Below are 23,547 nucleotides of genomic sequence, written 5' to 3'. Positions count from 1 at the left end.
AAGCCGATGCGCTACCTCCTGCAGACCGAGTCCTGCCTGACAGGCTGCCCGGCACCCGACGCCAGCGGCCATGTGTACGTCGACTGGGTAGCCATCTGGGCCAGGAACTAGGCACGGACTGCCCGGCTTTTCCGGCATGCCCGGCCACCGGCATGCGTGCGCGTCCCGGGAACTTCAAGGCATGCTGGGTACAATCAACGCCTAGACGAACGCACACTGCTTTGCCGGAGGTACGGAGAAACAATGTCGGAATGGCTCGAAGTCGGCGCGGACAACTACGTGCTGGTCACCGAAGGATCGCTGCTGAACACCGGACTGGTGGTGGGGTCCGAGCGGGCCATGGTGATCGATACCGGCTGCGGCCCCCGGCAGGGGAGGGAAATCCTGGACGCGGTGCGGGAAAAGACCCAGCTGCCTCTCGTGGTGGTCAACACCCACGCACATTACGACCATTTCTTCGGCAACGCGGTGTTCGCGGAAGCCGGCGTCACCGAGTTCTGGGCGCACCAGAACTGCGCCCGCGAGATCGATGAACGCGGGGACCTCCAGCGCCGGTTCGTGGGGACAATCGAGCCGGAGATGTCCACCGGCGAAGGACAGAACGTGGAGCTGGTGGTCCCCAACGCCATCGTGCGGGACCAACCTGTGCTGGTGGACCTGGGCGGGCTGGCGGCCACCCTGTTCTACCTGGGCCGGGGCCACACCGACGGTGACCTGCTGGTGGGCACCCCCACCACGCTTTACGTGGGCGATCTGGTGGAGCAGGGCGCGCACCCGTCCTTCGAGGATTCGTACCCGGAGGAGTGGGCGGACGTGCTCCGCCACATCTCCGCGCTCCGCCACCGCTACGAGTTCCTGATCCCCGGGCACGGGAAGCCGTGCAGCGACCAGTTCGTCAAGACCATGGCCCACACTCTGACCACCGCGGTCCGCCAGGCACGCCAGTCCATCCGCGACACCCCGGACGATGCCACCAAGGCCATCCCGGTCCTGCCCTACGGGCCGGAACAGTCGCGCTGGTTCATTAAGAGGCTCCAGGAGACCCGCCGCGAGCACTAGCCATAGTGGAACGTACGACGGCGGCCGCGTGCCGCCGTCGTACTTCTTCCGTTGTCCGGGGCGTACCTTCCGCCTGGTCGCCCGGCGTTTTCCCAGCCCGCCCCGCCTAGGATGTTCCTCATGAAGGTTGCCCGAGAGGCGAACTCCGCTGCCCTGGTAATAAACGCCGGGGCGCGGCTGGGGGCGGCGGCGCCGGAGCTGGCAGCGGACACACTGCAGCGGGCCGGCCTCCCCGTCTCCTCCGTGCACCACGTGCTGTCCGGCGCGGAGCTGCCCGGAATGCTGGACCGGGTGGTTGCCGACGGGCACGACCTGGTGGTTGTTGGCGGCGGTGACGGGACGGTCTCCTACGCCGCCGGCCGGCTCGCCGGGACCGGAATCGTACTCGGTGTCCTGCCGCTGGGAACCGCCAATGACCTTGCCCGCACGCTGGAGATACCGGGTGATCTTGCCGGGGCCTGCGCTGCGCTCGCCGGCGGGAAGGTGGTGGACATCGACCTGGGGCGGGCGAATGGCATGCCCTTCCTGAACGTTGCATCCGTTGGCCTGTCAGTAGGTGTCACCGAGACACTCAGCCCCCGCCTGAAGCGGTACCTCGGGCCGGCGGCCTACGGCGTGGCCGCCGTGCGCGCCTACGCCCGGCACCGGCCGTTCCGCGCCCGGCTCGAGTTCCCGGACGGGGACCATGACGCGCTGGAGCTCAAGGATATGCTGCAGGTGGCGGTGGGCAACGGCCGGCACTACGGCGGCGGCAACACGGTCTCGCCGACGGCCGGGATTGATGACCACCTCCTCGACATTTATGCAATCCCCGGAGCGCCGCTCCGCGAGCACGTGCGGATCGCGCGGCTGCTGAAGGACGGCAGCTTCGTGGAGCGCCACGGGGTGTACCACCTGACCACCCGGCGGGTCCGGCTGGTCACCGAACCGCCCATGCCGGTGAACCTCGACGGCGAGATCGCCACGGACACGCCCGCGGAGTTCACCATCGAGCGCAACGCCGTGCACGTGGTGGTGCCGGCAAGCAGCACCAGTGCGCGGTTCGATGGCTAGCGGGCGACGCCGGCCGGCTGGCGGTGCGTTCAGGTCCAGGCAGGACTGGCTCAAGTACGGCGGACTTTTCGTGCTGGCCGTGGTGGCGTTCGGGGTGGCCGCCATTGCCCTGATGGGGCCCCGGAACCCGGACGAAGCTGGTCCCGCGGCCGCGAGCCCGTCGGCAGCCGCGCCGTCGGCTACTGCTTCCGTGGCGCCGTCGCCCGCTTTCACGGGTACCGCCACGCCTCCAACGCCCGGAACCTTGGGCATTGAGCTGCCCGCCGAGCCTGTCCTGCTGATTCTCGGTGATTCGTACACAGCCGGGGTGGGGGCGGACCAGCCGGACCAGGGATGGGCGTACCTTGTTGCCGCGGAGCTCGGCTACCCCGCCACCGTGGACGGCGCGGGCGGAACCGGGTTCGCCTGGGGCGGCGGGGCGCAGGACGAGCAGGGCGAAGAGTACGAAGTCCGGTTGCGGAGGATCGCCGCCAACCCCGCCTTTGTGCCCAACGTCCTGGTACTGCAGGGCGGGCAGAACGATGCCGCCGTCCGTAACCCAGCTGAAGTGGAAGCCGCCACTGCCCAGACCATCGAGGCGGCCCGCAGGTTCTGGCCGGGCGTCCAAGTGGTGGTGCTGGGACCGTCGGCGCCGCGGCCCCTGGCGGAGGAACTGCGCGGCGTGAACAGCGCTGTCCGCGCCGGCGCCGCGGCTGTCAATGCGCCGTTTATTGACGCCGTGGAGGGCAACTGGTTCACGGGCGCCAACAGTCCGGGTTTCGACGCCGACGGCGCCCACCCCAACACCGCCGGCCACGCCCACATCGCCGGGAAGTTCCTGGAATCCTGGGCCGGCTTGACCCGTTGAGGAGGGCGGCAGGCGCCAGGGCTCCCGAAGCCGCCCGAACCACGTGGTGGGAATTTGTAAAACGAGTAGGCAATACGCAGGCGCCGAAGCGAGGGGATGCGTAGAGTCTGCGCATGGCGAATGTAATTGAACGAAAGCACGGGCGCCGCAGGGGGCCGGGTCCGGCCAAAGGAGGCCGCCCGCCGCTGGTTATCCTTGGTGTCGTCTTGGTGGTGGTCCTGGTTCTGGCCGCCTACGTCCTGATGCGTGGCTGAGCCGATGCACGTTCCAACCGCGGCATGACTCGCATGGGATTCTCCTGCGCCGGCCGTTACCTACCGGAAAACGGCACCTGCAGGCTACCCTGAGCCTGCTTCAGTAGATCCGGGGCCGCGCAGAAGAGGCGCTCAAGCTTGGGGCCGAGCTTCGAGGCTTCCACCCGTGCTTTGGCAGTGCATCCTGCACGCACCAGCGATTCCAACTCCCGGCAGTGCGCTTCTGCCTCCCAGGCGCCCGCCATGGACGAGGTGATCCGCAAACTGACCAGGGCGTCCAGGACCACGTCCGGGTCTTCGTCGTCCAGGGCCAGGAGGATGCGGGACCAGCGGCCAGGAATCATGCCCAGGTAGTCAGACAGAAATCTGAGCGCGATTTCCGGGCTGAGATCGTCGCCAATTTTCATGAGCTGCGCGAGGTCCAACGCTGGCGCTTGCCCAGCCGTCCGTGCCCCTGGGCCTGAGCTGTCCGCAACAACAGTCCGCGGGACCCGGACCTCACCGGACACAATTTTCACGCCGATACCCATGAGGTTTACCCCGTTCAAGTGACGGGCCGAGCCACAGCGGCCCGGCCGAACCACTTGATTCTGGCGGTCCACCATCAAGAAAGCGCCGTTCCCAGAATCAACATTCCATCAATTCTCGGCCGGCCGGTCGGTGGTGTGCCTTCCCGTCATTTGCTGAGGGCCGGGACTTTCGCTTCGCGGATGATGGCGTCAGCGTAGCCCAGGGCGTAGCCGGTGGCATTCGGGTGGAAATTCATGCCGTTGAAGGGGTCGGCGGGGTCGAAAAAGAACCAGGAACCGGGCAAGCCGACGCCGTGCCCGGCGAACTCGTCCGTGACGCTGACATAGACGGTGCCGGGGGACTTCTTGGCCGCCTCCTTGATGACCTTGTTCAGGGTGTCCGTGCCCTTGTTGAAGACCTTCGCCGCTTCATTGGTGATGTAGCCGTTGGCCCCGACCTCCGGCGAGAACAGGTGCGGATAGCCCAGTGCCACGATTCTGGCATTCGGTGCCTGGGCGCGGATGGCTGCGTAGGCAGCGGTCAGGGCAGGGAGGACCACCGCCTGGGCAACGCTTTCCGCGGCCTTGACCTCCGCCGCACAAATGTCCAGGGGGTACCGCATGCAGGCTCCGAGCAGGTTCCCGAACCCAACGTCGTTTCCGCCGGCGGTGATGGTCACCAGGTCCGTTTCCGCGTTCAGCACTCCGGCCGCGGATGCCACGTGGACCTGCATGGGCACCATGGCGGCGGTCCAGCCCGCGCAGGCGGCGTTGGCCGTGAGCTGCACGTCGTCCTGCGCGTCCAGCACGTCGGCGTAGCCCGGCGAGGCCTGGTAGCACGGCTGCAGCCCGGCAGGGTAGAGCGGAGAGATGGTGACATTAGGGGAGGCGCCGATGCCGGAGGTATAGGAATCCCCCAAAGCGACGTAGTCCAGCGGTGCCGGGGCCTGCGCGGCTGCCGGCGCAGCGACGGAGCCGGCCACCAGTCCGGTGACGACGGCGGCCAGCAACCCCAGGCGCCCCGCGATACCCCTGCAGGAGCGGGCGCCTCGGCCTGCCACTGGCTCAGAATGCGCGGTCCGGGTTTCTCTGTACGACGGGTTCTTCAATGTTCTTCTCCCTGGCGTAGTGCCAGGTGCCGTGGCCTCTGGCTTATGTGTCGAGCGGTCCGCCCAGCTCTACCTTCCGCGGCGTTACTACAGCGTTACTGGCACGGGCATACCGTCAGGCTATATTGAATTACCAAGCAAAGTTAGTAATTGGTCTCCGGGGGGAACCATGGCTCCAATCAGTAGTAATCCGTATCGGCGCTCCTGCTGATGGAACCCTGGGGAGCGGTTGTCCTCGCCGCCGTGATTGCGCCGGTTGCTGCCTACTTGGCGTGGACACTGCTGCGCAGGCAGAACCGGAAATCCGCTGCCGCTTCCAGGACGTCCCGTCTCCTGGAAGCTGTGCTGGCCACCAGCAGGGAATGGTTGTGGACTATTGGCCCGGACGGCAGGTTCACGTTCTCCGGGCCAATGTCCCGCGAGCTCATCGGATATGACCCCTCCGAGCTCCTCGGCCAGCACTTCAGCCAGGTTATGGAACCCGATGACCTGGCCCGGGCGCTGCAGGACCGGGTGGGCCTGGAGGCTAATGACTCCTCATGGACCGGCCTCGTGACCGCGATCCGTCACCGGAACGGCAGCCGGGTCCTTGTTGAGGTTTCCGGCAGGCCCATCTTTGACGGCCAGGGGCAGGTGTGCGGCTTCGAGGGGACCACGCGTGCCCTGGACGTGCCGGCGGCCCATGACGCTGCAGCCGAAGAAGCCCGCGCCGGGGTGGAAGCCATGCTTTCTTCCCGAACATTGTTGACGGCGTTCCAGCCGATTCGAGCCCTGGATTCCGGCGCCGTGATCGGCGCGGAGGCGCTGACCAGGTTCCTGAGCGCTGATGATCCCGGAATGTCCCCGCAGGCCTGGTTTGTGGAGGCTGCCTCCGTGGGACTGGGTGTGGATCTGGAAATTATCGCGCTTCAATCGGCCCTGTCCGCCGCGGTGTCCCTCCCGGAGGACCTCTACGTGGCAGTCAATCTTTCCCCCGGGGCCTGCCTTGATAACCGGATATCCAGCGTGGTGCAGGGAAGCGCCATTCCGGTTGGACGCGTTGTGCTGGAGCTGACGGAACACCATGGGGTGGCCGACTACGGCCGGCTTGGAGAAGCATTGGCCCCACTGCGGCACGCAGGTTTGAGGATCGCCGTAGACGATGCCGGTGCAGGGTTCGCCTCCATGCGCCACATTGTCGAGCTCAGGCCGGACCTGATCAAGCTCGACCGGGACATCATCACCGGCATCAATGCCGACGCCGGCCTGCAGGCCTTGGGCGCCGCCATGGTCAAGTTCGCGGGAGAGATTGGTGCTTCCCTCGTTGCCGAAGGGATTGAAACCCAGGCTGAGCTTGCGGCTGTGCGGAAGCTGGGCATGGGCGCAGGCCAGGGTTACCTGCTGGGCAGGCCCACTGTAGCCACAGAGGAATGGAAACTGTGGTCCGGGACAAGCTCTAACCACAGCCCCTCCACCCGCCGGGCGGGGCGGCACAAACATCCATAGCCTGCGGGGACCACACCCATCCCGGGGCCATTGTGCTGCGAATCACAGAAGACCGCCGAACCTCCTCGGCGGCCCCTCGGTAGGGAGCAGAAAATGAACAGAAATTCCAAACTGGCCATTGGCGGCGCCGCAGCAGCAGTAATCACAGTGGTATCCCTGGGTGCCGGCCCCGTCCTGGCCAATAACGGGAAATCGTCGGACAAGTCGGTGACGCTCACCGCTGTGCTCAGCGAACTGAACGGATCCGGCGCGTCCGGCACCGCTACGGCCGTGGTGAAAAACCAGAAAATCGAACACATTGAGGTCCACGCTGAGGGCCTGACGCCGGACGCGCCCCACGCCCAGCACATCCATTACGGCAACGACGCCCTGAACGAGTGCCCCACCCTCGCCCAGGACGCGAACCTGGACGGCCGCATCAACACCGTTGAAGGCATACCGGCCTACGGCCCGGTGGTGGTATCGCTGAACACCACCGGGGACACCACGCCGGCCAGCTTCCTCGATGTGGCCCGCTTCCCCGTCTCCCGCGACGGGATCTTGAGTTACAGCCGGGACAACATCGAGTTCACCGACGTCGCCGGAACAGGCTACCCCGGTGCCGGCGGACTCGGGACGGCCAAGCAGATCGCGGATTCCATCCGGGACGGCGAAGGCGTCCTCGTGATCCACGGGCTGGACTACGACGGCAACGGAACCTACAACTTCAGTGACCCTGAAGGCGGAAGCGAACTGAATGGTGACCTGCCGGCCGAAGCCACCGACCCGGCGGTCTGCGGCGTCCTGCGCTGACCCCCAGGCGGGACTGGCCGCTGCTGGGGGCGGCCAGATCCAACAGCCCCTGAAAACACTCCAGGGCGGGGCATCGGAAACAGCCAGTCGGGTGCGTCAATTCAATTGCGCCCTAGCGTCCGGTGTACGGGAAATCAGACCGCATGATGGGCCCGGAAAGCCCTTAGCGCATCTTCCCTAATCCATTTCCTGGTCAGAAAGACGTCCAGGGAACAAGACGCCAGGAGAGTCGCCCAGGAGACCCATACGGGTGCAAGACCCGCAAAAACCAATGCCATGACTGCAAGGACCAGGGCCCCGGAGGAATAGTTGTAAATTCGCCGCCCCGACGTAGCTTCCAGGGCATCTTGCCGCTCGCGAAAGTAGTTCAGCATTGAGTTCCTCCGGGAGGCTAAGGGCAATATCCGCCATTGTAACGGCGTGCTATATCCTTCCCCTTCGCTCCGCTTTCACCTTTAGCAAGACCGGCAGTATTCAGGGCCTACTCCGGGCATGTGTCTGAGGAACATACTTAACGGTGGGGGACGGCAGGAATTCTCAGTGAGGAGAAGCCATGTTGCAGGCCCTGATGTGCAGATTGAACATCCGCCACGATTGGCATGTGGAACACGCCGAAGACGGCGGCCTGTACAAGCGATGCCGTTGCTGCGGTAAGGACGATGACCGCGGCGGAGGCGGGACCGGCGCCCCCGGCACCTGGGCAGGCCCCGCGGGAATGGGCTGACCGCGCGCCATGGGTCCTCAATTCCGGGTGCTGTGTCCCGCCGCAATCGGAGCTGTGGCCGTCGCTGTCCTGGTCGGCGCGTGCACATCCCCTAATCCCGCCGCTCCCAGTCCTGAGCCCCCGGCCGCCCCCACCTCGGAGCTGGAAACCTTTGCCCGCGGCGCCGTGGAGGCCGGCGCGCCGGCGGTGGTCATCCATGTGCGCAACGGCGGCCGGGAGGAAGCAAAAGCCTCCGGGGCCAGGGACCTGGACTCGGGTGAGCCCGCCCGGCCAGCGGACAGGCTGTGGATCTCAGGCGCCGGAGCGCCGATGGTGGCCGTGTCCGTCCTCAAGCTCGTGGAGAAGGGCGCCATCCGCCTGGACGACCGGTTTCCGATCACCTGCCCGACTTTGGCGCCATCTTCCCGGGCTGGCAGCGGACCACAATCCGGGAGCTGCTCGGCAGCCGCTCGGGGCTCCCGGACTACATTCCGCGCTTGCTCGGGACCCGGACGGTGGAAGAGCTGCAGACCAGCGTGCTGACCTTCGAAGAAAGGCTCAGGATCGCGGCCGGAACGCCTGCCTCGCCTGGGCCGCTGTCCGAGGCGGCGTGGTCCGCAACCGACTGGGAAGTGCTGGCATGGATGCTGGAACGGATCCATGGCCGTGCGCTCGCCGATGTCCTCGGCGCGGACGTCTTTGAGCCCGCAGGCATGGGTAACACCCTGGTTGCCGTTCCGGGACCGCCGCCGGAGCCCATGCTCCACGGCTACGTGCTGGCCGGCGGAAACAGGATTGACTTCACCCGCACGGACATCGTCGCGGGGTCCGGCGATGCCGGCATCATTTCCACCGTTGCAGACCTGAACGCATTCTTCGCCGCCCTACCAGCGGGACGGCTGGTCAGTATGGAGGCGTGGAAGTCAATGGTGGAGGGAAACCCGTATGTTCTGGGGGGACTCCAGCAGACGGAAGGGATCTGCCCCGGCCAGCGCCACGTCTTTGTGTACGGCGGGGGAGGCGCGTACAACGTGCAGTCCATTTCCTCGCTGGACGGCCAGCAGCAGGTCTCCGTGGGCATGGCGCTGCCGCCGGCGGAACTGGACGTGTCCACCGTCCCGCCGCTCGTTGCCCGGATGGAGGAGGCTGCCCGTTCCACAGCAGCCAGCATGTGCGCACCCGCACGCCCGGCTGATCCGTGAGGGGTACGACGGCGGCCGCGCGCCGCTGTGGCGGCCCATGCGCGGGTGTTGCGCTTGGCGGTGCCGCCCCTGACACCGCCAAGCGCTGAGACCCATCGGTTTCCCGACTCAAGGCCGCGATATTACTGGACCCAGTTCCAGCCGCACCCCCATGCGCCGCTGCCTTTCACTGATTAGTCTGGGCTGCCATCCTCAAGGGAAGCGGCAGTTAGCGTCAAGAACGTCCCAAGACTTCCTCAAATTCCGGGCCAGGCAACCGGGCGTCGCTCGATCGGGAGCCCCGCCGCCTTCCATTCAGGGAAGCCCTCCTCGAGCCTTACGGCAGTGCGTCCTTCGTCCGTGAGCTGCCGCACGGCCTCGTCCGCAAACAGGCAGTACGGTCCGCGGCAGTAGGCCACGATTTCGCTCCCTTGCGGGACCTCCCGCAGCCGGGACCTGACGTCCGGGAGGGGCAGGGAGATTGCACCGGGGATATGTCCGGCGTTGTACTCCGGCTGTGGCCGCACGTCCAGCACCACGACGTCGCCCTGCCGCAGCCGCAGCAGCAGGTCGTCGCGCGTGATCATGCTCAGGTCGGCGCGGTCGCCGACGTAGGCGCGGACGAGCTCGCCCAGATGCCCGGCGTGCGTTTCGGCTGCCTCCCGAAGTGCCCGCCATAGCCGTTCCACTGCAGGGCTGGCGAGGGAGTAGTAGATTCGCGTCCCCGAACGCCGTGAGGAGGCGAGGCCGGCCCGCAGCAGGCGCTGCAGGTGCTGGGATGTGTTGGCCATGCTCTGGTGGATCTCTGCTGCCAGCTCTTCAACCGGCCGCTCGCCCTGGGCGAGGACATCGATGAGCTGGGCCCTCCGGCCGTTCCCTATTGCCTTGGCAGCTTCCACAAGGACGTCGTAGAGCGCATCCTTGTCCTGCTGGTCGCCCATCTGCGCCTCCTATTCAAGATATCTCTTGACAAGCCTACCTCGACGGGTTTCTTATTCAAGTACCTACTTGAATAAGAAAGGGGGTGGTGGCCATGTCCACCATCCAGACGCCACACCAGCAAGAGTCCCGGCTCCGGACAGGAGCGGGCCTCATGACTTTGGCCGGGCTGGCCTTCGTGGGGTACGCCGTGGTCTTTTTGATCATGAACTTCACGGACGCCTTCCTCGAACTGGGCATCGGGCCCGAGCAGGTGGACAAGGGGAAGGCGGAGATCGAGGCGTTCAGCCCGCAGCTGTACCACTACATCAGCCACCTGCACATCGCGGTCAGCGGCTTCATTGCGGCAACCGGCCTGGCTGTCGCAGGCTTGTCCTGGTTCGGGGTGCGCCGTGGAGAACGGTGGGCCTTCGCCACCGCGGTCACCGTCCCGATCGTTGGGCTCGCAGTGGCCCTCCCCGCACATTACCCGTGGGGCCTGGCCACGCTGGGGCACCTCGGCCTGATCTACCTCGCCGTGCTCATTTTCCTGGTGGGGGTCGTGGCGGCCTACAGCGGAATGCGAAGCTCCGCGGCTGAGCACCACTGACGCCGGCTCGAAAGTGACGTACGACGGCGGACGCGTGCCGCCGTCGTACGTCACCCTGGGTGCCTGGCCGGAGGGTTGCCGGCATGCCTCCGGCCGGCATCATCCCGGACGTTGCTTCCTTAGCGGACGTGCCCTGAGCCGGTTGACCCTGGCCTGCGGTGTCCTGGGCGCCCACGGATTCCTTTTCCGGACCGTCCATCGTCCCCGCGGGCATGCCGTACCGAGGCTGCGTCCAGCCAGCACCCAGCGCAGTTACGGAAACGTTATATATGCTGGGTTGGTGGTTTTTAGGTCAAGCAGCGGAAATTTGTCAGCCCCAGAACGTAACGCGATACCGGAAACAAGCCTCATCGCCGGGCGCAAGCACGCCCTCGACGGGCTCAGGACTGTTGCCGTGGCGGGGGTGTTTTTCTTCCACGCGGCAACCACCCTGGTGCCGGGCGGCTCCATCGGGGTGGACGTCTTTTTCACGCTCAGCGGCTTTGTGATCACCCTCCTCATCATGAAGGAGCACCTGGCCACGGGCCGGCTGCGGCTGGGCGTCTTCTACGCAAAGCGGCTGGCCCGGCTGTGGCCCGCCCTGCTGGCGCTGTGCGGAGTGATCCTCAGTGTGGGCGTGGCCTTCCCGGCGTCAAAGTGGGCCGGCCAGGAAGGGTTCGTCCTCCCGGCCGCCGCGTACGTGATGAACCTGGCCCGCTTCGGAATGTTCGGCGACTCCGTGGCAGGTGAAACCCTTGGCCCCACCTGGACCCTGGCCGTCGAGGAGCAGTTCTACCTGGTGTGGCCGCTGCTCCTGCTGGTGCTCCTGCGGTTCTGGAAGGTCCGCACGGTCGCCTGGATCACCGCAGGCCTGGCTGCGGCGTTCCTGCTGGAACGGTTCGTCCTGGTCCTGCTCGGGGCGCCGCTGAACCGCCTCTACAACGGGCCGGACACCCGGGCCGACGAACTGCTGATCGGCTGCGCCCTGGCCCTCGTGTTCACAGCCATCACACCGGGATCCCGGTTCCACGCAAGCCTCCTGGCGGCGGCGCGCTGGGCCGGACCGGCCGCCGGGCTCGTCCTCCTGGCCGCCGTGTTCCTGCTGAAGGAGCCGGACACCCCCGGCCCCTGGTTCAGTGCCTTTTGGACCGCCGGGCCCGCCGTGCTGTCCCTGCTGGCGGCCGTCCTGATCGGATCGCTCATCCTGCAGCCGGCGGGCTGCGCCGCCCGTGTCCTCAGCCACCCGTGGCTTGCCGGTCCCGGCCGCGACCTCTCCTACGCCTTCTACCTTTGGCACCTGCCCGTCTACCTGCTGCTGATGCCGCTCGTTCCCTCGCTGTGGTTCCGCGTGCCGCTGGCCGCAGCGGTGACCGTGCTGCTCGCCTATGCGTCCCACCGCCTGGTGGAGGCGCCCGTCCGCCGCTGGGCAAATACAAGGCTGGAGCCCGCCGTCGTCCGTTCATCTCCGGAAGCGGCGCGAAATTCCGCACCGGCACCGGACCGCCGGCCCGAACTGGTGTCAGCAGGCCGGGAATCCTAGCCTGCGGCGTCAGTGCGGGCGTTGATGTTGTTCTGGACGATGGTGGCCAGTGTGCGGAGCACTTGCTGGTCCGAGGCGCTGAATGCCCGGGGGCGCTGGTCGATGACGCACAGCGTTCCGATGTTCCAGCCGCGCGGCCCGTGCAGGGGATAACCGGCGTAGAACCGGATAAAGGGTTCCCCGATGACGAGCGGGTTGGTGGCGAACCGGTCATCGGTGAGGGTGTCGTTGATGATCAGCATCGTGTTCAGCCGCACGGTATGCGTGCACAGCGCGACCTCCCGGGGCGTCTCCTCGCGAAGGGGGCCCACCACGGACTTGAGGAACTGGGTATTTTCGGCGATCAGGGACAGTGACGCAGCGCCAACGCCGAAATAGTCCTTGGCGGTTTCCACAACCTGGTCAAAGATTTCCACTGTGCCTCCGTGGAGCAGGTCGGTCTCCCGAAGGGACTGTAGCCGTTCCTCCTCCGCCCTTTCAGGCGTCAGGAGGAACCTGCCCGCAGCTCCCAGGCCGGCCAGCGCATCCTCGCCGGCACGTCCACGCCCGTGCCGGGGTCCCTTGCCCGGCGGCTGCGCCGCTGCGGGCCCCGAGCCGGCACTGTAGCCCCGTTCGAATTCGGGCAAAGACAGTGCGCCGTGAAGGTAGGCATGCAGCTCAAGATCGGAAAAGGGCCGCCCGCCAAAGTAGGTCGGCCAGACGTGCGCCGGGTCCAAGCCGGCAACAACCATGGCCGCAAGCTTGAGCCGCCGCTCTGAATCGTCGCTCATGCTGTGCGCCCGGGCATGGCAGGCGCATCCAACCCATGCCGCCGTGCTGATTTACAGGCCATGCTAATCAGTCTACTTACTAATTTCGCATGCCCCTAAACCAGCAGAGGATGATGTCCACATTGTGCCGCCGCAGCGGAGCGTCCTTCACGCCAGGCCAGGGCCTTGCAGCGGCGGCGGGAGGTCAGGCAGCGGGCTCGGCCGTCTGCGCCAGCCACGCAGCCTGGTACTGCCCGCTACGGGCGGCCGGGGGAGCTTCGCGGTGCTCAGCACACTGGACCTCGGCGGTCAGCGGGCCGCCGCCGTCGTCCTTCTTATAGTGCGTCACGTGGTTGGTGTTCCTGCCGCACGTAATGCAAAGGGCCTGGTGCTGTTTGGTCCACATGCATGAATAATACGGTCGGGCCTGTTTCGCACAAGTAAAAGTCCCCAAACGCGTGGAAATCCGCAGCGGGAGTGCGGGGACTTTTAATTTGTTGTTTACTTCCGCGGCGCAGGTTATTAAAGTCATGTCTGTCATAGTCCAGATGGGCGCCGGGGGGCGTCTGGGAGGGGGTAGCGCATCACCACTGACCGTAACCAGAAGACAATTGACCACTACGTTGAAAGCCCCTCCCATGAGGGGCTTTCCCCTTGCCCGGCCAGCCCGGCTGCTCCGTCGGGCCGGGGGCCCTGCCTCAGGATTCGAACCTGGCCGCCGGAGCGCCGCTGGGCAGCGCCTTGAGGATGTTCTCGGCGACATTGCGGACCTTGAGGTTCCGCTGGCGCGACGCGCTGGCCAGCTTGATGAAGGCTTCGGGGTACGTACAGCGGTTCTGCGCCATGATCACCCCGCACGCCACGTCGATGGAGGTGCGGCTTTCCAGCACAGACTTGAGGTTGTCTCCGGCGGACCGGACGCTGCGCACCTCAAGGGCCAGCCGCATGCTGTGCGTTGCCACCCCGGCAAACCATTTGGCCTCGGCCAACAGGCTCTGCGGGAGCCCGGTGGCGGTGCGCCCCAGGAATACCAGGGCGCAGGATGTGCCGCCGGCCAGCCCCAACGGGACGGCCACGGCACCGCAATACCCGGCATCCGCGAGCCGCCGGCGATACGTCCGCCACCGCACCGACGTGTCGCCGTCGACCGCCACCGCGGCGGCAGTGCTCAGGGCCTGCATCAAGGGCCCGTCCCCGTACCGGTCCTCCGATGCCGCCAGTTCGGATGCGGCCATGCTGCTCCCGGCAGTGACCGGGGTGCACCCGCCGCGCGCCAGCACCGCGGCGCAGTCGAGCCCTGGCCCGGCCGGCCCCTCCACCGCCTTCGCAGCGGCCTCGGTCAGCCGCTGCAGGGAGTCCAGTTCTGTGTCCATCCCGGTTATGAGGTCCAGCAGGAACCCGGGCCGGTCCTGGCGCCTGCCGTCAGTCGCCGGATGTGCTGCCACGCTTTTGCCCCCGTCCACGTTCCGGCCTGCGCCTTGCCGAAGCGCGGGCTTTCCCTGAACTTAGTGGAGCGGCACGGAAAGGGCACGAGTAGCAGGTACTCTATTTTTCCTGCCCGGCAGTTGGACTACTTGCTTGGCGCACTGAACGGACCGGACCAGCCCTTTCCCCGGGCGGAGGCGGAGTTGTAGGCGCCCTTCTCGGACTCGGGCCCGGAGTTGGAGGTGCTATCCGGCGTCCGGATCGCTGGCTTGCAGCCACTGCTGGAATGTTTGGCGTCCGACGGCGGCACCCGGCGCCGGGATCAGCGCGCCGCTGCGCATGGCTTTGCCCATCCGGCCTGGCAGCACTGCCTCCAGAACCTTTTTGCGCTCGCCGGTCTTCGCGAGATAGGAGCGCACGAGGTCTGCGAGTTCCTCGGCCCGCGGCCCCCCGAGGTCATTGATCCGTCCCTGCGGTCCCGCCTCCGCGGCGTCCACCAGGGCCTCGGCCACCTCACGGGCAGCTACGGGCTGGGTGAACATTTTTGGAACGGCCACCAGCGGGCCCACCGTCCCGATCTTCACCGTCAGCGGGACGAACTCGTGGAACTGGGTAGAGCGGAGCAGGGTCCACGGGACGCCGCCGTGGCGGACCTCGTCCTCCTGCACCAGCTTTCCCGCATACAGGCCGGACGTGACGCCGTCGATCCCTACGATGGAGAGTGCCACGTGGTGCTGCACGCCCGCTTCCTGTTCCGCCGCGAGCAGGTTCTGGGTGGCATTGGTGTAGAAGTCCACGGCCTGCTTGGTGGAGGTGGTCTGGATCCCGGAGACGTCGATCACGGTGTCCATACCGGCGAGGGCCTGGGCCAGGCCGTGCCCCTTCACCAGGTCCACGCCCTCCGCACGGCTCAGGCTGACGACGTGGTGGCCGCGCTCCTTCGCTACGGCTACCACGTGGCGCCCGACAGTACCGGTTCCCCCTGCAACGGCGATCCTCATGGAGAAATCCTACGTAATTACCTCGATGGATGGTTTGCTCACCGGAAGGTTATTTCCTGCTCTATGGCGACGACCCAATGCCCACGCCCTCAAAGCAGCCGAGGGCATCGGCCTGGACCCGTGCCTTCTACAGGATCACCGCTCAATGGCGCCCGAAGGGAGCTCCGGTTCCGCAGGGCCCAACTGCTTCCCTGATCCGCGGCATTCACCCTCCGGGGTCCCCCGAAACCCATTTCAATTGACTTTCGATAGGTAGTAGCCGAAACTCGATACATGCAAATCACCCGCCTGGCCGTCACTGCCCTTAGGATGGTGCTCGTTGCCGCCTTCCTCCTCCTGGTCCTGTTCCAGGTCATGTCCATTCCCGGACAGTTCGCCCATATGGCGCAGGAGAACCCGGAGCGGGCGCACCTGCAGTGGCCGCTGACCATGTTCTTCATCCTGGAGGTGGCCTGCGTCCAGGTGGTGATCGTCAGCACGTGGAAGCTGCTGACCCTTGTCAAGCAGGACAGGATCTTCAGCCGCGGCGCCCTGGTGTGGGTAACTGCCATTGTGTGGGCAATCGCGGCCGGCTGGACCATGCTCGCCGCGCTCGCCGCCGTCGTGGTCCTCAATGCCGACGATCCCGGACTGCCACTCCTGCTGCTGCTGGTCCTGGTGGCCGGCGCCGCCCTGGGCCTTGTGGTGGTGGTGCTCCGCGCCCTGCTCCGGCAGGCTACTGACCTCCGCGCGGACATGGAAGCGGTCATCTGATGCCCATAGTGGTGCGCATCGACGTCGAACTGGCCAAACGGAAGATGAGCGTGGGGGAGTTTGCCGAACGCGTGGGCCTCACGCCCGCCAACGTTGCGGTCCTGAAAAACGGCCGTGCCAAGGCGGTCCGCTTCAGCACGCTGGAAGCGATGTGCCGGGTCCTTGAGTGCCAGCCCGGCGACCTGCTGGAGTTCGTGGAGGACTAGAGCTGCGCCGTGATGCCTGTGGCGTGGAATCCTAGGATTCCTGGACGTCCCGCCGATAGTATCTGAGGCAGGAATAGGTCAGGCTACTTACGGTTGGTGAGCACATGGTCGAAGCGGCACCTGCAATGGTTTCGCCGGTTATCCGCCGGAACAACATCACCCTGTCCGGCCGCCCTGATGGGCCGGTGATGCTGTTTGCGCATGGTTTCGGCTGCGACCAGGACATGTGGCGCAGGCTCCTGCCGTATTTCGCCGATGACTACCGGCTGGTCCTCTTCGACCATGTGGGCGCCGGACGCTCGGACGCCTCTGCCTACGACCGCACCAAATACGGATCCCTGGACGGCTATGCGGCTGACTTACTGGAAATCTGCGCGGCCCTTGACCTGAGGGACGTCATCGTCGTCGGCCACAGTGTCAGCGCAATGATTTCCGTACTTGCGGCGGTCCAGGAGCCCGGCCGCTTCTCCCACCTGATCCTGGTGGCGCCGTCGCCCCGCTACACGAACGACCCTTCCGACGGCTATGTGGGCGGATTCTCGCGGGAGGACATCCAAAGCCTGCTGGACTCCCTGGACAGCAACTACTTTGCGTGGGCGGCGGCCCTCGCGCCGATGGTAATGGGCAACCCGGACGAACCCGGACTGGCCGAGGATCTGCGCGGCAGTTTCTGCCGGACCAACCCCTCCATCGCGCGGCACTTCGCCAGGGTTACGTTCCTCTCCGACACCCGGAATGAACTCGGGAAAGTACGCACCAGCAGCCTGATCCTGCAGTGCTCCGACGATCTGCTCGCGCCGCCCGAAGTGGGAACCTACTTGAACCGTCAGCTGGAACGCAGTTCGCTGGTGCACCTCAAGGCCACCGGACACTGTCCGCACGTCAGCGCACCGGAGGCAACAGCGGGGGCCATACGGCAGTACCTTGCCACCGGCCCGTGACCGGCGCCCAGGCCGGCGGGCCGGCGGACTTCGAGTCACTGTTCCACAAGGCGCCGTGCGGCTACCTGGTAACGGACGACGGCGGGAGTATCACCGCGGTCAATGAAACCTTTGCGCAGTGGTCGGGTTATGCCCCTACGGAACTCCTGGGAACCCGGCTGCAGTCCCTGATGCCCGTCGGCGACCAAATGCTATATTCCACGCACTGTATTCCGCAGCTGGGCATTGCCGGAGCCATTTCGGAAATAGCCGTAGAGATTATTGCCGCTGACGGACGGCGCCGCGCCGCGCTGCTCTCGGCCTCGAGGTCTCCCGGCTCCCCGCAACATGCCGCCAGTGTCCGCGTCATCATCTTCAGCGCCCACGAACGCCGGATGTACGAAAAGGAACTGGTGTCCGCCCTGCGGGAGGCCGAGGAATCCGAAGCCCGGCGGGCGCAGGCCGAAACGGAACTGCAGCACCTCGCGTTCCACGATGCCCTGACCGGGCTCCCCAACCGGGCGGGGCTGAAAGCCAAGCTCAAGACGGTCCTGGCGGATCGCCCGCCAGGCGGCGGCACCTTGGCTGCCCTTTTTGTTGACCTTGACCATTTCAAGGCCGTGAATGACAGCCTTGGCCACGCCGCAGGGGACGAGCTCCTTAAGTCCGTGGCACAGCGCCTGGCGCCGGCCGCCGGCGAATCGCGCACCGTGGCGCGGCTTTCCGGGGACGAGTTCCTGGTGCTGGACGTGTTCGGGTCCGCCGAGGAAGCAACAGTACTCGCGGCCAGGATCCTGGACGTCCTCAGCGCCCCGATCCTGCTCGAGGGCCTGGAGATCGTTACCTCCGCCAGCATTGGAGTGGCGGTGTCCGGGAATGAGCCGGAAAACCTGGACGACCTTGTCCGCCGTGCCGATATCGCCATGTTCCGCGCAAAGGCGCTCGGCCGCAACCGCTGGGAGATTCACCAGCACGCGGAATCAGACCCCACCGTGGACCGGCTCCGCGCCCTCGGAGAGCTGCGCCGGGGGATCAGTGACGGTGACCTGCGCGTCCACTACCAGCCTCGCGTGGACCTGCGTACCGGCCATGCCAGCGGAGTGGAGGCGCTGGTCAGGTGGCAGCACCCGACGCGCGGGCTGCTGCCGCCGTCGGAATTCATCACCATGGCCGAGGAATCAGGCCTGGTGCGGCCCCTGGGCGCGTGGGTCCTGGATGAAACCCTCAGGCAGGCAGCCAGCTGGCGCCGCGAGGGGCGCCGTGCCGCGGAGCTCGACGTTGCGGTCAACCTGTCAGCCCGGCAGCTGAATGACCCCGGGTTGGTGACGATGGTGGAAGATGCCCTCCGGCTTGCCCGGATCGACCCTGCCGTACTGCTCCTGGAAATCACGGAAACAGCCCTGATGGCGGATCCCGGCGCCGCCCTCGAGTCGCTGACTGCCCTCAAGAAGCTGGGCGTGGGCCTTGCCGTCGACGACTTCGGCACCGGCTACTCCAGCCTGACCTACCTGAAGAAATTCCCGATAGACGAATTGAAGATCGACCGCTCCTTCATAGGCGGACTGGACTCGGACCACGGAGACGCCGCGATCGTGGGCAGCTGCATAGAGCTGGCGCATGCGGTGGGCCTGCGGGCCGTTGCCGAAGGAGTGGAAACGTCCGGCCAGTTGCGAACCCTCAAGGAGATGGGCTGCGATCTTGCCCAGGGCTTCCATTTCAGCCGCCCACTTCCGGCGCCGCGCCTCAAGGAATGGCTGGATGCACACCTTGGGGGTGGCAAGGACTTTCAGTGAAGCCGGGAGTGCAGCTACCCGTCTATTCGGATACAGCTGCACTCACAGGCGTGGAACACGAAGGATAAGGTTGCGGCTGGCTCCCTGGCCCGACGATTGGGCGCTTCGGGTGCCGTTGCCTTAGGTGCCTAGGCGGCGATGAGGGCCGGCGAAGTCGAATAAGCGGCGCGGCGGCCGGCCTCGGCGTCTGCGCGCGGTGCCAGGACGCTGATGGTACAGGGTGCCTGCTCCGGATCGATCTTGGCCGGCAGGTGGTGTGTTGCGGAGGACGCATGGAGCATTTCCAGCGCTTCCGGGTCCACCCGGGCGTGGGAAATATCCAGCTCCAGGTCGAGGCCATTCCGCAAGGAATTGGCGCGTTTAACTACTACATAAAGGGCGTTGACGCTGTGGATGGTGACGTGCCCCTTGGCGATCACCAAGGCCCTGGCGTGGTCGAGATCTACACGGACAACAATGTTCAGCTTGGAATTCAAGTTGTAAAGCCTTCCCCGGCATTGGCTGCGACGCTGCAGCTTCTTGCTATGGCCTGTTTCTTAAGCCTCAATCAGAGTAGGGGCTGAATGTGATGGACGCAACACCAGGGCCATTATTACAACGGTTAGGGTTTCCCCGTTGCCGGAAGCTTTGTATGGTCCTGGCGCCCGCCAGGCCGAGGGCCGCTTCCTTCAAAGCCCGTGGAAGGAAAGGCTTTGTGATGTAGGCGGCGGCTCCTGATGCCATCCCGGAAAGGACGTCCTCTTCTTCTGACCTGGCGGTGAGGAACAGCAGCGGCGCCTGGCTCACTTCCCGCAGGGCCCGGGCAACTTCATGACCGTCCATGTCCGGCAGGCCGACGTCAAGGGTAATCAGGGACAGGGATGGGCCGGCGGCGGTGCACGCGGCAATTCCCTCGGCTCCGGACTCGGCGGCCAGCACCTTGAATCCTGCACGGCCCAGCACGGCGGTGATCAATCCACGGACGTCCGGGTCATCTTCTATGACCAGGCAAACGCTCTGTTCTTCCACATGGCCCCCAGCTCTCGCAATTGCCAAAAGTCTAAGGCTGGCATGCCGGTCATGGGCAAACAGGAGACATATTTCTTTCCGGCTCCCACCCGGATCCTCGTACCGGCGCTGGCGGGGTCAGCCGATGATGGGCCGTTCCTCCGGCAGCCGGAACAGGCGCGGGCGGGCCGCCAGGGCCAGGGCGGAAGCTACGGCCACCGTTCCGATGCGCCCGGTGAACATCAGCGCCATGAGCACCCATTTCGCTGCCGGGGGCAGGTCGTACGTGATGCCGGTGCTCATGCCCACGGTGGCGAACGCGGAGATGGATTCGAATAGGACCTTTTCCAGGCTGTAGTCCGTGAACATCAGCAGGAGCATGGTTCCAATGACGACGGCGGCGATCCCCAGCAGTGCGACGGACAGGGCCTGCCGCTGGGAGGACGAGCTGATGGAGCGGTGGGCGATGGTCACCTGGTCGCGGCCGCGGACTTCATTCCAGATGGCGAAGCCCAGCACCAGGAACGTCGTGATCTTGATACCGCCGGCGGTACCGGCGCTTCCGCCGCCGATGAACATCAGGATGTTGGTGACCATCAGCGTTTCCGGGGCAGCGGCACCGTAGTCGATGCTGTTGAAGCCGGCGGTGCGGGGAAAGACGCTGCCTGCGAAGGAGCCCAGGATCTTGCCCGTCAGGGAAAGCGGGCCCAGGGTTTCGTTCCTGTTCCACTCGAAGGCCGCGAACAGTGCGAAACCGGCCACCAGGAGCAGCAGCGTTCCGTAGATGGTCAGGCGCAGGTGGACAGACCAGTTCTTCGGCGCCACCTCGGCGCGGGTGAGCTGGATGATGACCGGGAAGCCGAGCCCGCCGGCAATAACGGCCAGGCAGACCGGAACGATGATCCACGGGTCTTCGGCGAAGCCGATCAGGTTGTCGCTGAAGAGGGAAAAGCCCGCGTTGTTGAACGCTGAGATGGCATGGAACAGCCCATGCCACAGGGCGGTGGCAGGGTTCTGGTCGTAAGCGATCCAGAACCGGGCGGTCAGGATTAAGGCTGTTGCGGCCTCGAAGGTGAGCATGATTTTTGCCACCCGGAGCAGCACCGCCCGGACGTCCCCCAGGTTCAGGGTGTGGGTCTCGGACTGGGCCACGAGCTGGCCGCGCAGGCCGATGCTCTTGCGGACCAGCAGTGCCAGGAGCGTTGCCAGGGTCATGATGCCGAACCCGCCTACCTGGATGAGGCCCAGGATGATGCCCTGCCCTAACGGTGTCCAGTAGGTGGCGGTGTCTACGGTGATAAGGCCCGTGACGCAGACGGCGGAGACGGAGGTGAACAGGGCGTCGATGAACTCCGCGGAGCCCCCGTCCTGCCGGGCTGCCGGGATCATCAGCAGGGCCCCGCCGGTGAAGATGACCAGCAGGAAGGCCACCGGGACGGCCCTGACGGGGTGGGTCAGCAGGCGGCGGACAAAGTTGTCCTTTCTGCTTTCCTTCCCGCTCCTGGCGTCCCGGAGCATCTTCTGGATTGCGGCGACGTTGGCCGGTTCCGTGCCGGGGTTCCCGGCATTCGGGGAATTCGACGGCGGCGGGCCGCTCCTGCGCAGGCTCATCCTACGTGGATGCCCGGGCGGCGGTCCGGGTCGGGTTCGTTTTCGCGAATGATTTCCCGGACCACCGGGGCGGTGTCCCCGCGGCCCAGGAGAAGGTAGCGCATCAGGTGGGCCAGGGGGTTTCCTTCGGACCACTCGAAGTAGGCGTGCGGTTTGACACCCGTGCCGTCGCGCAGTGCAAGGAGGATCGCGGCGATGGCGTTGGGGGCCGCAGGGCTGTTGGCCCGCAGGATCCTGTGGCCGTCCACTTCCACGCCACGGACTTCCAGGGTGTCGCTGAACTCGGAGGGGTCGGTGATGTCGATTTCCAGGAAGATGACATCAGCGGTGCCGGGCACGGGGTTGTTCTCCCGCTGCACCGCTTCCTTGTCCCTGTACTCGGCGCCGTCCCGGTCCTGCGGACGGTTGGCGATCAGGTTGATCCTGCCGTCGTACTCAAGCGTGTCGCTGATGAAGCGGCGCGCGCCGTCGTCGAACTCTATTTTGTCCACGCGCAGCTCCGTGGTGCGGCTGACGCGGGAGACGAGGGAGATGGCAATGATGCCGAGGATGAAGAACGCGGAGATGGTGATGCCGTCCGGTTTCTCGATCACGTTGGCGGCCAGCGCATAGAGCATCACCAGCGTGAGCACAGTGAAACCGATGGATGCCGCGCGCTGCTTCCGGCGGATGGCGGAGATGGTGACGGCGATGGCGCCGGAGACCATCATGGCCAGGATTCCGGTGGCGTAGGCGCCGGCCTGGGCGTTGACGTCCGCTTTGAAACCGATGGTGATCAGGATGCTGATGGCCGTGTAGACCAGCACCACCGGGCGGACGGCGCGGGACCAGTCCGGGGCCATGCCGTAGGAGGGCAGGTAGCGCGGCACGATGTTGATCAGCCCGGCCATCGCGGAGGCGCCGGCGAACCAGAGGATGAGGATGCTGCTGATGTCATAGACGGAACCGAAACCGTTGCCGAGCTTTTCGTGGGCAAGGTACGCCAGCGCACGGCCGTTCGCTTCGCCCCCGGCCTGGAACTGTTCGGCAGGGATCAGCACCGTGGTGACGAAGCTGCTGCCGATCAGGTAGACGCTCATGATTACCGCCGCTGCGGTCAGGAGCTTGCGGGTGTTCTTGATCCGGCCGGCGAGCTTCTCCTCCGGAGTTGCGCCTTTGGACGCCACCAGGGGCATCATGCTGACGCCGGTCTCGAAGCCTGACAGCCCCAGGACCAGCAGGGGGAATGCCATGAGGGCCGGGCCGATGACCCCGCCCAAACCTCCGCCGGAGGAGGTGAGGGCGCCGGTCCAGCCGCTCAAAGCGCCCGGAGTAGTGAAGATCTCGACGACTCCTGCCCCGATGATCACGGCATTCATGAGCAGGAACACCGCCACCAGCGGGATTGCCACGGCCACGGCTTCGGAGAAGCCCATGAGGAACACCCCGCCCAGGATCAGCAGCAGGACCACGGTGATCGCGACGGCCTGGCCTTCCAGGAAGTGGGGCAGGAACGGGTTTTCGAGCAGGTGCACGGTGGCGTCGGCGGCTGACAGGGTGATGGTGACGATCCAGGACGTGGCCACGAAGCCGAGCAGGATCAGCACGAAGACCTTTCCCCGCCAGAACGGCAGGAGCCGTTCGAGCATGGCCACGGACCCCTGCCCGTGGGGGCTTTCCTTGGCCACCCGCCTGTACATGGGCAGCATTCCGAGCAGGGTCAGGGCCACGATCAGCAGGGTGGCGAGCGGAGACAGCGCACCGGCGGCCAGGGCGGCAATGCCGGGAAGGTAGGACAGGGTTGAGAAGTAGTCCACCCCGGTGAGGCACATGACCTTCCACCAGCGATGCTGCGGGGCATGGGCTTCTGCTGCTTCCGGGCCGACAGGCTGGTGCACCCGGTGCTCAAGCAGCCAGCGGGTGAACGCGTTGCCGGGCACTGTCTCGCGTTCGGGGTTGGGAACGGTGGCGGGGATGGAGAACTGGGCGGAAGCCGTCAAGGGACGTGTCTTTCTTTACTGCCGGATGAGGGCACACGGTCCCCGTTTCCAGGCGCGGCACTGTGCTGATAACCACCGGAGCGT

At 66.0% G+C, this 23,547-nt stretch carries 24 protein-coding genes; 13 read left to right on the top strand and 11 right to left on the bottom strand.

Annotated elements, in window-relative coordinates; genetic code table 11:
• Positions 1–243 precede the first annotated feature (243 nt).
• The 4 genes from Q9R30_RS16625 (at position 244) to Q9R30_RS16610 (ending at position 3,213) form a co-directional block, all read left to right on the top strand.
• A complete protein-coding gene (locus Q9R30_RS16625) occupies positions 244–1,059 on the top strand; it encodes an MBL fold metallo-hydrolase (RefSeq protein ID WP_311218280.1) in 816 nt (271 codons plus the stop codon).
• A 120-nt stretch (positions 1,060–1,179) separates the two neighbouring features.
• The gene (locus Q9R30_RS16620) at positions 1,180–2,112 is read left to right on the top strand and encodes a lipid kinase (protein WP_104998791.1); all 933 of its coding nucleotides are present in this window, start codon (positions 1,180–1,182) and stop codon (positions 2,110–2,112) included.
• Positions 2,105–2,959: an SGNH/GDSL hydrolase family protein gene (locus tag Q9R30_RS16615; protein WP_311218279.1), complete on the top strand. Its 855-nt coding sequence runs from the start codon at positions 2,105–2,107 to the stop codon at positions 2,957–2,959. Before Q9R30_RS16620 ends, Q9R30_RS16615 begins: the two co-directional genes overlap by 8 nt.
• A gap of 113 nt (positions 2,960–3,072) precedes the next feature.
• Positions 3,073–3,213, top strand: coding sequence for a hypothetical protein (locus Q9R30_RS16610; RefSeq protein ID WP_311218278.1), 141 nt, complete (start codon positions 3,073–3,075; stop codon positions 3,211–3,213).
• A gap of 56 nt (positions 3,214–3,269) precedes the next feature.
• Here the strand turns inward: Q9R30_RS16610 and Q9R30_RS16605 are convergent, their stop codons facing one another.
• Together Q9R30_RS16605 and Q9R30_RS16600 are read right to left on the bottom strand one after the other, a co-directional pair.
• Positions 3,270–3,620, bottom strand: coding sequence for an Hpt domain-containing protein (locus tag Q9R30_RS16605; RefSeq protein ID WP_158677257.1), 351 nt, complete (start codon positions 3,618–3,620; stop codon positions 3,270–3,272).
• Positions 3,621–3,889: 269 nt separating this feature from the next.
• Positions 3,890–4,783 carry an SGNH/GDSL hydrolase family protein gene (locus Q9R30_RS16600; protein WP_158677256.1) on the bottom strand — a complete coding sequence of 298 codons (894 nt, stop codon included), beginning with the start codon at positions 4,781–4,783 and terminating at the stop codon, positions 3,890–3,892.
• Positions 4,784–5,041: 258 nt separating this feature from the next.
• On the opposite strand from Q9R30_RS16600, the gene Q9R30_RS16595 reads away from it, so the two are divergent.
• From Q9R30_RS16595 to Q9R30_RS16585, 3 genes are all read left to right on the top strand, one after another.
• Positions 5,042–6,316 carry an EAL domain-containing protein gene (locus Q9R30_RS16595; RefSeq protein ID WP_311218277.1) on the top strand — a complete coding sequence of 425 codons (1,275 nt, stop codon included), beginning with the start codon at positions 5,042–5,044 and terminating at the stop codon, positions 6,314–6,316.
• 93 nt (positions 6,317–6,409) lie between these two features.
• Positions 6,410–7,108 carry a hypothetical protein gene (locus tag Q9R30_RS16590; protein ID WP_104998786.1) on the top strand — a complete coding sequence of 233 codons (699 nt, stop codon included), beginning with the start codon at positions 6,410–6,412 and terminating at the stop codon, positions 7,106–7,108.
• A 1,008-nt stretch (positions 7,109–8,116) separates the two neighbouring features.
• Positions 8,117–9,013 (top strand): serine hydrolase domain-containing protein, encoded by an 897-nt coding sequence (locus Q9R30_RS16585; RefSeq protein ID WP_311218276.1) that lies wholly within the window; start codon positions 8,117–8,119, stop codon positions 9,011–9,013.
• Between the two features lie 236 nt (positions 9,014–9,249).
• Here the strand turns inward: Q9R30_RS16585 and Q9R30_RS16580 are convergent, their stop codons facing one another.
• Positions 9,250–9,933: a metalloregulator ArsR/SmtB family transcription factor gene (locus Q9R30_RS16580; protein WP_311218275.1), complete on the bottom strand. Its 684-nt coding sequence runs from the start codon at positions 9,931–9,933 to the stop codon at positions 9,250–9,252.
• A 152-nt stretch (positions 9,934–10,085) separates the two neighbouring features.
• On the opposite strand from Q9R30_RS16580, the gene Q9R30_RS16575 reads away from it, so the two are divergent.
• Positions 10,086–10,520, top strand: coding sequence for a hypothetical protein (locus Q9R30_RS16575; protein ID WP_311218274.1), 435 nt, complete (start codon positions 10,086–10,088; stop codon positions 10,518–10,520).
• A 307-nt stretch (positions 10,521–10,827) separates the two neighbouring features.
• The gene (locus Q9R30_RS16570; RefSeq protein WP_104998782.1) at positions 10,828–12,039 is read left to right on the top strand and encodes an acyltransferase; all 1,212 of its coding nucleotides are present in this window, start codon (positions 10,828–10,830) and stop codon (positions 12,037–12,039) included.
• On the opposite strand, the gene Q9R30_RS16565 is transcribed toward Q9R30_RS16570, so the two are convergent.
• The 4 genes from Q9R30_RS16565 to Q9R30_RS16550 all read right to left on the bottom strand — a co-directional run bounded on the left by Q9R30_RS16565 (position 12,036) and on the right by Q9R30_RS16550 (position 15,214).
• Positions 12,036–12,809 carry a GAF domain-containing protein gene (locus tag Q9R30_RS16565; protein ID WP_311218273.1) on the bottom strand — a complete coding sequence of 258 codons (774 nt, stop codon included), beginning with the start codon at positions 12,807–12,809 and terminating at the stop codon, positions 12,036–12,038. The two genes, Q9R30_RS16570 and Q9R30_RS16565, sit on opposite strands and share 4 nt — an antisense overlap.
• A gap of 184 nt (positions 12,810–12,993) precedes the next feature.
• Entirely contained in the window at positions 12,994–13,194 is a 201-nt protein-coding gene (locus Q9R30_RS16560) for a hypothetical protein (RefSeq protein WP_158677254.1), read from the bottom strand.
• A gap of 292 nt (positions 13,195–13,486) precedes the next feature.
• Complete coding sequence (locus tag Q9R30_RS16555) at positions 13,487–14,233, bottom strand: ANTAR domain-containing protein (protein ID WP_311218272.1); 747 nt, start codon at positions 14,231–14,233, stop codon at positions 13,487–13,489.
• Between the two features lie 225 nt (positions 14,234–14,458).
• Entirely contained in the window at positions 14,459–15,214 is a 756-nt protein-coding gene (locus Q9R30_RS16550; protein ID WP_311218271.1) for an NAD(P)H-binding protein, read from the bottom strand.
• Positions 15,215–15,487: 273 nt separating this feature from the next.
• Between Q9R30_RS16550 and Q9R30_RS16545 the strand changes: the two genes are divergently transcribed.
• The 4 genes from Q9R30_RS16545 to Q9R30_RS16530 all read left to right on the top strand — a co-directional run bounded on the left by Q9R30_RS16545 (position 15,488) and on the right by Q9R30_RS16530 (position 18,886).
• On the top strand, positions 15,488–15,967 hold the full coding sequence (locus Q9R30_RS16545; protein WP_311218270.1) for a DUF2975 domain-containing protein: 480 nt from the start codon (positions 15,488–15,490) through the stop codon (positions 15,965–15,967).
• Positions 15,967–16,173: a helix-turn-helix transcriptional regulator gene (locus Q9R30_RS16540; protein WP_104998778.1), complete on the top strand. Its 207-nt coding sequence runs from the start codon at positions 15,967–15,969 to the stop codon at positions 16,171–16,173. The genes Q9R30_RS16545 and Q9R30_RS16540 overlap by 1 nt, the downstream gene beginning before the upstream one ends.
• Before the next feature lie 104 nt (positions 16,174–16,277).
• Complete coding sequence (locus Q9R30_RS16535) at positions 16,278–17,114, top strand: alpha/beta fold hydrolase (protein WP_104998777.1); 837 nt, start codon at positions 16,278–16,280, stop codon at positions 17,112–17,114.
• Positions 17,111–18,886, top strand: coding sequence for an EAL domain-containing protein (locus Q9R30_RS16530; protein WP_311218269.1), 1,776 nt, complete (start codon positions 17,111–17,113; stop codon positions 18,884–18,886). The genes Q9R30_RS16535 and Q9R30_RS16530 overlap by 4 nt, the downstream gene beginning before the upstream one ends.
• A 128-nt stretch (positions 18,887–19,014) precedes the next feature.
• On the opposite strand, the gene Q9R30_RS16525 is transcribed toward Q9R30_RS16530, so the two are convergent.
• The 4 genes from Q9R30_RS16525 to Q9R30_RS16510 form a co-directional block, all read right to left on the bottom strand.
• Positions 19,015–19,362: a hypothetical protein gene (locus tag Q9R30_RS16525; RefSeq protein WP_311218268.1), complete on the bottom strand. Its 348-nt coding sequence runs from the start codon at positions 19,360–19,362 to the stop codon at positions 19,015–19,017.
• A 67-nt stretch (positions 19,363–19,429) separates the two neighbouring features.
• Positions 19,430–19,894 carry a response regulator gene (locus Q9R30_RS16520; RefSeq protein WP_311218267.1) on the bottom strand — a complete coding sequence of 155 codons (465 nt, stop codon included), beginning with the start codon at positions 19,892–19,894 and terminating at the stop codon, positions 19,430–19,432.
• Positions 19,895–20,011: 117 nt separating this feature from the next.
• Positions 20,012–21,391: a TrkH family potassium uptake protein gene (locus Q9R30_RS16515; RefSeq protein WP_104999822.1), complete on the bottom strand. Its 1,380-nt coding sequence runs from the start codon at positions 21,389–21,391 to the stop codon at positions 20,012–20,014.
• An 89-nt stretch (positions 21,392–21,480) separates the two neighbouring features.
• Positions 21,481–23,463, bottom strand: a complete 1,983-nt coding sequence (locus Q9R30_RS16510) for an APC family permease (RefSeq protein ID WP_104998773.1) — start codon at positions 23,461–23,463, stop codon at positions 21,481–21,483.
• Between the last annotated feature and the right edge of the window lie 84 nt (positions 23,464–23,547).

It is taken from the genome of Arthrobacter sp. AB6, from assembly GCF_031844545.1.
In the GTDB taxonomy this organism is placed as follows: domain Bacteria; phylum Actinomycetota; class Actinomycetes; order Actinomycetales; family Micrococcaceae; genus Arthrobacter.
Note: the sequence above shows the minus strand (reverse complement) of the source record. Positions and strands in the feature narration are given on the sequence as shown.

Excerpts from the sequence above, each read along its gene's own strand:
- Q9R30_RS16620 (WP_104998791.1), top strand. The coding sequence starts at position 1,180 with ATGAAGGTTGCCCGAGAGGCGAACTCCGCTGCCCTGGTAATAAACGCC.
- Q9R30_RS16540 (WP_104998778.1), top strand. The coding sequence starts at position 15,967 with ATGCCCATAGTGGTGCGCATCGACGTCGAACTGGCCAAACGGAAGATG.
- Q9R30_RS16625 (WP_311218280.1), top strand. The coding sequence starts at position 244 with ATGTCGGAATGGCTCGAAGTCGGCGCGGACAACTACGTGCTGGTCACC.
- Q9R30_RS16610 (WP_311218278.1), top strand. The coding sequence starts at position 3,073 with ATGGCGAATGTAATTGAACGAAAGCACGGGCGCCGCAGGGGGCCGGGT.
- Q9R30_RS16535 (WP_104998777.1), top strand. The coding sequence starts at position 16,278 with ATGGTCGAAGCGGCACCTGCAATGGTTTCGCCGGTTATCCGCCGGAAC.
- Q9R30_RS16580 (WP_311218275.1), bottom strand. The coding sequence starts at position 9,933 with ATGGGCGACCAGCAGGACAAGGATGCGCTCTACGACGTCCTTGTGGAA.
- Q9R30_RS16560 (WP_158677254.1), bottom strand. The coding sequence starts at position 13,194 with ATGTGGACCAAACAGCACCAGGCCCTTTGCATTACGTGCGGCAGGAAC.
- Q9R30_RS16515 (WP_104999822.1), bottom strand. The coding sequence starts at position 21,391 with ATGCTCCGGGACGCCAGGAGCGGGAAGGAAAGCAGAAAGGACAACTTT.
- Q9R30_RS16595 (WP_311218277.1), top strand. The coding sequence starts at position 5,042 with ATGGAACCCTGGGGAGCGGTTGTCCTCGCCGCCGTGATTGCGCCGGTT.
- Q9R30_RS16550 (WP_311218271.1), bottom strand. The coding sequence starts at position 15,214 with ATGAGGATCGCCGTTGCAGGGGGAACCGGTACTGTCGGGCGCCACGTG.
- Q9R30_RS16575 (WP_311218274.1), top strand. The coding sequence starts at position 10,086 with ATGACTTTGGCCGGGCTGGCCTTCGTGGGGTACGCCGTGGTCTTTTTG.
- Q9R30_RS16590 (WP_104998786.1), top strand. The coding sequence starts at position 6,410 with ATGAACAGAAATTCCAAACTGGCCATTGGCGGCGCCGCAGCAGCAGTA.
- Q9R30_RS16565 (WP_311218273.1), bottom strand. The coding sequence starts at position 12,809 with ATGAGCGACGATTCAGAGCGGCGGCTCAAGCTTGCGGCCATGGTTGTT.
- Q9R30_RS16545 (WP_311218270.1), top strand. The coding sequence starts at position 15,488 with ATGCAAATCACCCGCCTGGCCGTCACTGCCCTTAGGATGGTGCTCGTT.
- Q9R30_RS16605 (WP_158677257.1), bottom strand. The coding sequence starts at position 3,620 with ATGAAAATTGGCGACGATCTCAGCCCGGAAATCGCGCTCAGATTTCTG.
- Q9R30_RS16615 (WP_311218279.1), top strand. The coding sequence starts at position 2,105 with ATGGCTAGCGGGCGACGCCGGCCGGCTGGCGGTGCGTTCAGGTCCAGG.